The 3555-nt window shown below is 47.3% G+C and carries 2 protein-coding genes and 1 pseudogene; all 3 read left to right on the top strand.

The window, feature by feature from the left end; translation table 11 throughout:
- On the top strand, positions 1–1148 hold a 1148-nt coding region (locus Q0W37_RS15265), incomplete at its 5' end, for an FISUMP domain-containing protein (protein ID WP_297702400.1).
- A 17-nt stretch (positions 1149–1165) separates the two neighbouring features.
- The gene (locus tag Q0W37_RS15260; RefSeq protein WP_297702399.1) at positions 1166–3154 is read left to right on the top strand and encodes an FISUMP domain-containing protein; all 1989 of its coding nucleotides are present in this window, start codon (positions 1166–1168) and stop codon (positions 3152–3154) included.
- A 32-nt stretch (positions 3155–3186) separates the two neighbouring features.
- A pseudogene (locus Q0W37_RS15255) lies at positions 3187–3555 on the top strand (hypothetical protein); the annotation flags it as partial.

Here is a 3555-nt window from a genome sequence, read left to right as displayed (position 1 = left end):
TGTGGAACGACGATCGCTCTGCAAGGATTAAGGCTGAAATTGCAGACTGGGCGTTTAGCCGGGATATGTCGAATTTCCGTAAAAACGTGGAAGGCTGGGAACTGAATAACGGTAAACCGGTAGGTGATTTTGAAAAATACATCAATAACTTTATTGCGAATGTTTATGGTATCGAAGTCTGTAAATCGGCAAGTTCTAAAAAGGTGACTATAAAAAATGAGAAGAGCATTTTTAATGGAAAACAATATGAATGCTACAAATGGGATGGTGTTCCAACGTGGATCGATGTTCGGTCTTCAAATCCGCACCTTAGTCCGATAGACACTCTCGAAATGGTGGATTGGCGAAACCGCAGGTTGTATCACGCGGTACATCTCAGCTATGCGATTAACACGGTGGATTCTGCAACCGGGACTGCTTACAGGGAACATGTCTTTTCGGTATGGATGGCTGAAAATCTTGATTTCGAGTATAGGGTAAACGGCGAAGTTTATGGCAACTATTGCTACAATGACGATTGTAATTCGGAAAAGGCGCAAATGTATGGCCGCTATTATACTTGGGCTGCTGCGATGGACAGTGCCGGAGTGTATTCTTCCGAAGGACTTGATTGTGGCTTTGATCATATTTGCAATGCCGCGGTCGGGGCGAGGGGCGTGTGCCCTGATGGATGGCATCTTCCGTCTAAATCGGAATGGGAAACCTTAATACAGTTCCTGAAAACAGCTGTCGCCGTGAGTCTTGTGGAATATGGATTTGAATTAGATAATCCAAGCGAATTGGTGGGCTTGCCCTTAAAGTCGAAAGTGGGGTGGCTCCCTAGTGATATAGTTGCTTCTGCGATGTATCCTGAAGCTATTGTCGATCAATTCAAAAATTACTTTGGATTTTCGGCAGTTCCTGCAGGCGTGTGGTCGAATACAATAGCTGATTCGGCGATGTATTCTCATGTAGGGAATTATTATATCGAAGGCGAACAAACGAATTTTTGGAGTTCGACTCCAAACGGACTTGAAAATGCATACCTTTTTAGCCTGAGATACGATAGCGATAGTTATCGGTTAATGGATAAGCCCTCGATTTTTGGATACTCTATTCGTTGCAAGAGGAATTCCTCATCTATAGACGAGGGGGCAAAGGCTCTTTAAAAAAGGATATTTCGGCTATGAAAAAGGGACTTGTTTTTTCGTTTGCAGCTTTTTTATTTGTGGCTTGCGGTGATACCGTAGAAAATGTCTACCAGACCGAAGGTGCCGAAGTCGATTTTTCTTGCACCACCAAGCCCCTCAAGGACAGCAGTGGCGTCAAAATCATCTGCAATGGTGATTCCATTGGCGTGGTGTTGAATGGCAAGGATGGCGAGAAGGGGGCCAAGGGCGATGCCGGCAAGAATGGTAAAGATGGAAAGGACGGCAAGGATGGCAAAAATGGCGAGGACGGTAAGGACGGTGTCTCCGCTGTAGCCGATACCATTCCCCTAGATACCGAGGCGGTTGCCGTTTCGCTGGATTCCCTGGCGGGATACACGCAGAAAGGTCCGTTTACCAAGGGGTCTACGGTGTACCTTTACGAACTTACCGATGGCAGAACCCTTAAGCAGACGAACGGTAACTTTACAAGCAACATTGTAAGTGACGATGGCCGCTACAAGTTCACGGCTCGTGACCTGACTAGCCAATATGCGCTCTTGATTGTGGACGGTTATTATCGTAACGAGGTGACGGGAGCTGTTTCTGGTGCGCCTATCCGACTGAAGGCCATCAGCAATATGCTCATGCGAAGGTCTGCAAACGTGAACCTTTTGACGCATCTGGAATTTGAACGAGTCTATCTCCTGGTGACGAAGGAAAAAATGACGGTGCGTGCCGCAAAGAAAAAGGCGCAGGCGGAAATTTTCAAGCTTTTCCATATTGATTCGGAAGTTTTTAAGACGGAGTCCGAAGACTTGGATGTATTCGGTTCCAGCGATGCCGATGCAGCACTCCTTGCGATTTCGATTCTGTTGCAGGGAAACCGCACCGAGGCCGAGATGATGGCGCTGCTGACTGAAATTAGCAATGGAATTGCCGAGAAGGGCGAATGGATTGGCGAACGCGCCGACTCGATGGTGGTTTCTATTGCCGATTGGGCTTTTACGCAGAACCTCGCTAAGATTCGCAAGAATGTAGAAGGCTGGAAATTGAGTGAAAGTGTCGGTAATTTTGAAAAATATATCAATCACTTTATTGCGTCGATTTATGAAATAGAGGCCTGCTCCGACAAAAGTTCCGAATCGCAGACGGTGGCTAATCCAAAGAGCCTGTTCCATGGAAAATCGTACCAGTGCTACCAGGTACCAGAGGGAAACGTGACTTGGGTGGATGTGCGGCCGAAAAGCGAATACCTCAATCCTGATGTGGGATATGAGACTTTGATTGACTGGCGCGACCGCCGAATGTACTACGTGCATCATGAACGTGGATCTTATTTTAGCTACGACGTCGATGAAACGGCTCCTGGCGTTACGATTATACCGACGACGTATGACGAAACCTATATGGCGGAAAATCTTGATTTTGAATACAGGGTCGATGGCGAAGTCTATGGAACGTTCTGCCATGATGGCAACTGCGATTCTGAGGAAAGCAAATTAGTGGGGCGCCATTACTCGTGGGCAGCGGCCATGGATAGTGCCGGTGTCTATTCGGATAACGGGAGTGGGTGCGGATTCAAGAGAGTTTGTTCTGCATCGATTCCGCTGCGGGGCATTTGCCCTGAAGGTTGGCATCTCCCGGATAGTAAGGAGTGGACGAACCTGATAAATTATGCGGGTTACAAGATGGGAAAAGAAGACCCGACAAGGGCGCTGTTGTCTAAGAAATTCGAAGCCATGACCGGAAAAGGGACTGACTTGTTGGGCTTTTCGACGATTGTTACTGCCGAATGGTTTGGTTTCTATATCATGGGGCATTATTCCGTAAATAAGCAAACGGAATATGCCGCCTTCTGGAGTCCCGATGAAATATCCGACGAAAAAGCCGGAATGGTTGGTGTAGGCAAGTATGTCTATGGGTATGATGCCGTTGCGGCGCCGGATGCATATATTTCAAAGCCCCTTCCGTATGGTAGTATGAAATCTAGCCAAATCAACATTCGCTGCTTCAAGGACAAATGATGAAAACCTTTGGAACATCCCTATCAGTTTTAGTGATACTTGTCGCTATTTTCCTTGTCGCCTGCGGTGAAGATTCTTCTACCGAGGTGCAGGTTCAAACAAGTGACATTGATATCTCTTGCTCGACCGAGCCGCTTAAGGACAGTAGTGGTGTCAAAATCATCTGCAATGGCGATTCCATTGGCGTGGTGCTGAACGGTATTGATGGAAAAGATGGTACCGACGGAAAAGATGGTTCCGATGGCAAGAATGGTAAGAACGGTAAAAACGGCAAGGACGGAAAGGATGGCAATGACGGCAAGGACGGAAAGGATGTCGTCATTACAGATGCCGATACGGTAGAAACCGATTCCGAGGCGGTTGCCGTGTCGCTGGATTCCCTGGCGGGATATACGCAGAAA

It is taken from the genome of uncultured Fibrobacter sp. (genome assembly GCF_947166265.1).
In the GTDB taxonomy this organism is placed as follows: domain Bacteria; phylum Fibrobacterota; class Fibrobacteria; order Fibrobacterales; family Fibrobacteraceae; genus Fibrobacter.
The sequence above is the reverse complement of the archived record's forward strand: the minus strand, read 5'-3'. Positions and strand labels throughout refer to the sequence as shown.

Excerpts from the sequence above, each read along its gene's own strand:
- Q0W37_RS15260 (WP_297702399.1), top strand. The coding sequence starts at position 1,166 with ATGAAAAAGGGACTTGTTTTTTCGTTTGCAGCTTTTTTATTTGTGGCT.